Origin of the sequence: Nostoc sp. ChiQUE01b, assembly GCF_034531255.1 — a bacterium.
Lineage (GTDB): Bacteria > Cyanobacteriota > Cyanobacteriia > Cyanobacteriales > Nostocaceae > Nostoc.
Map to the genome: position 1 here is coordinate 1 of NZ_JAVRBM010000189.1, position 3,013 is coordinate 3,013.

A 3,013-nucleotide genomic window follows, 5' to 3' on the forward strand; every position below is an offset into this window, starting at 1 on the left:
CTTATAAAGCTAGTTTGGGCTACATTTGGGCTTAATTTTTGTTTAAGTCCCGATAGTGACGACCTGTGGCGACAATGACGGCTTCTCCATGAACCTCAGCAAATAGAATATTAGGGTTTGACGTTGGGTAAGCACGAATATTTGTAAATACCAAATCTTGCATCTGTGCTGGTACGTCTTTCATGTAGTTATAAATGGCTTGTTTGCCTTCTAATCGTCCTGGTGTAGTGGAAGCATATGGAAATTCAACCACTGCATTTTCGGCAAATAAATTTACCCAAGCTTGAACATCCTTGCCTACAAGTGCCAAATGAGCTGCAAAAGCTTGTGTCGTCTGTTGCTCTATATCTGGTGCTGGCTGCATTGGATTCTCCTTGTCCTATCTGTTTGGAGTGTACTGAGTTCCAATGCTCAACTTCTTTCAGATTCTTATAACAGTTTGTCAGATTCTTATGGTGTTTGTTAGCGAACTTGCTTTGGTGTCATCCCGGTGAGGCGTTTAAACTGTTGTGTCAAATGACTTTGACTGGAGAAACCGACTTGTAAGGCAATGTCTGCGATCGCTAAATCTGTTTTCTTCAGCATCAATTTTGCCTGTTCCACTCGCTGCTGAATCACGTACTGGTGCGGTGAGATTCCCATTGCTTGTTTGAATAAACTGGCAAAGTAAGTCGGGCTAATATTGATGACACTTGCCAGTTCTGTGAGTGACAAATCTCGATCAAGGTGAGCGTGAATATAATCAATTGCCCGCTGCAACTGAGTACGAGTTAAGTTTCTGCCTTCAAACGTAATGGGTTGCGTCAAGGTCGAATAGTGCCGCAGCAGATGAATGACCAATACTTGAGTGAGTGATTCAGCATATAATTGACCCATAATGCCGCCTGAGCGCAACTCAGCTAAAAGCAGCATGGCGATATTGTGCAATTGCAGGTCATGCTTAGAAAAACAGTTGATCAGGTCGATCCGATCGCTATTGAGATTCGATGTTTCAGCAACTTGCGCGATCAACTCTGGTTTTAAGCAAATGTGCAGCGGAGCACAACTGTCACCCTCGTGCCGATGCCAGTAGCTCGGTTGTCCAGCCGGAACAAGGATAGTGTCCCCCTTTTGAATGGCTGACTCATGCAGGCGATCGTCCCGTCTCTGGATTAAAGGAGCAGGGTGTCCCAGATGTAAGTTGAGCCAATGATCGGCTAGGGCAGGAAGTTCCATTTCAAAGGATGACGAAGAATCGTTGCACTGCTCAACCAAGATCCCATTCCAGTTCATCTGCCGACTGGATAAGGCCGGAGCTTTATTCAATCGTTGGCTGAGGTCGAGCGAGCTAATCAAGTTGCTTGTCATAAACCTTGTTCTTAGAACTCAACGGATTGATTTGTCTCAACTTTTTTTCTAGATTATCATGTTAGAGTGACTCAACAGGCGAATTACAGAGTTTTTCACACCCTGCAAATGCGGCAGGTTGCAATCCTTCAGGCTCTCTGAGTTAGGGTTCACGCCATCGGTAGTCCACTGGCACCCAGGTATAGCCTTGATCTGCTGCACGGAGATGCCCAACACCTGGAAAGGGCAAATGTGCTCCTGCCACTAAGAGCCTTGATGCTTCTGCTCTGGCAAACTGTTTTTTGCGTTGTGCAGCAGCAGCATTGGCATCGACATCATAAGCAACTGTGATTTCTGGTTTTGGGAATTGCACCGAGGCAAAGTGAACAATATCGCCCCAAAACTCGATGCTCTCGCCTCTGCTTTTCACTACATAGCAGCTATGACCAGGCGTGTGTCCGGGGGTGGGATACGTGGTGATTCCCGGTATAATGGCTGTCTTGCCAGAAAACGATTTCAGCTTGCCTGCATCTAAATAAGGTTTGACGGTTTTCGCGGCTTCGTCAAAATATTTTTCAGCAACATTTGATCGCTTTGCATTAGTACGATCAAGCCAGAAATCAACATCAGGTTTGCCAACATAGATCGTGGCGGTGGGAAATATCAGTTTACCCCCTTCGACCAGACCACCGCTGTGATCGGTATGAATATGGGTCAGGAGGATTGCATCAATCTCGCTCTTGGCGTAGCCTGCTGCCAAGAGCGATGTCTGAAGCTTGCCGCCCAACTTTGGGCCAAAGAAGTTCCCTGCTCCCGTATCTACTAGCACTTGTTGATCTCCAGTGTCGATCAGGAAAGCATTAATCGATGCCTCGACAGGATTGGTCAGAAAGCTTTTTTGGAGAAGGCGATCGGTTTGTGCTGGGTTCGTATTAGACAGAAGCGTATGGAGATCCTGGGGTAATGTACCGTCGCTCAGTGCTGTAATTGTGAAATCCCCTAACTTGAATGGATAGACACCTGGCACTTGAGCGTTTGCACTTTTGGCTGGTGCTATCGTTGGAAAGATACAAGAGGTCGCAATCATCAGCACTGCGGTTGCAACAGCTATCATCAGTCTAGAAAGCATATTAGAACCCTTTCAGTGGTAATTAAAGCTGAATCGAGGCTGATTAAATGCCTCTAACTTCATCTACTCAAAGTGTATAAAGTTTGAATACTTGGCTTCTTTCAGATTCTTACGACGGTTTGTTAGATTCTTATGGTGTTAGCGAATCTGCTTTGGTGTCATTCTTTCGTCTTATCTGGTACAAACACAAATTTTCCACGTTTCGTGAACAGTGGAAAAGTGAATTTGAATCTGGAGCGATCAAATAATTTGAGAATCTATAGGTCTGCCATTGTGATTTGAATCATAAAATGAACTTTTAGCTCAAGATATGCTTCAAAAAAAGTTAACCATTTTATGCTTCAGAAATCAGTGTCAAAGTAGAAAAATCACATCTACCAAGTAATTGCAGCACTTGATGAGGGATTATCGTTGCGTCAGACAGCAACACAAGCTAGTTAGGAAATGGTGGTTAGCCGATGAGTAATCAACTGGGCAAGTCTGGTAATTGATTATTAGCTATAGGCTTTGTTGCATGAAAGAAAAATAAGACACATCAATCTGGCATTAGAGCAGAAG

4 protein-coding genes are annotated in these 3,013 nt (G+C 44.5%); 1 reads left to right on the top strand and 3 read right to left on the bottom strand.

Going from position 1 to position 3,013, the window contains the following annotated elements; genetic code table 11:
• Positions 1-31: 31 nt before the first annotated feature.
• From RMY63_RS41445 to RMY63_RS41455, 3 genes are all read right to left on the bottom strand, one after another.
• A complete protein-coding gene (locus RMY63_RS41445; RefSeq protein WP_322734234.1) occupies positions 32-364 on the bottom strand; it encodes a nuclear transport factor 2 family protein in 333 nt (110 codons plus the stop codon).
• Between the two features lie 98 nt (positions 365-462).
• A complete protein-coding gene (locus RMY63_RS41450) occupies positions 463-1,347 on the bottom strand; it encodes an AraC family transcriptional regulator (protein WP_322734235.1) in 885 nt (294 codons plus the stop codon).
• Between the two features lie 142 nt (positions 1,348-1,489).
• Entirely contained in the window at positions 1,490-2,440 is a 951-nt protein-coding gene (locus RMY63_RS41455; RefSeq protein WP_322734236.1) for an MBL fold metallo-hydrolase, read from the bottom strand.
• A gap of 98 nt (positions 2,441-2,538) precedes the next feature.
• Here RMY63_RS41455 and RMY63_RS41460 point away from each other — a divergent pair, with 98 nt between their 5' ends.
• On the top strand, positions 2,539-2,703 hold the full coding sequence (locus tag RMY63_RS41460) for a hypothetical protein (protein ID WP_322734237.1): 165 nt from the start codon (positions 2,539-2,541) through the stop codon (positions 2,701-2,703).
• Positions 2,704-3,013: the final 310 nt, after the last annotated feature.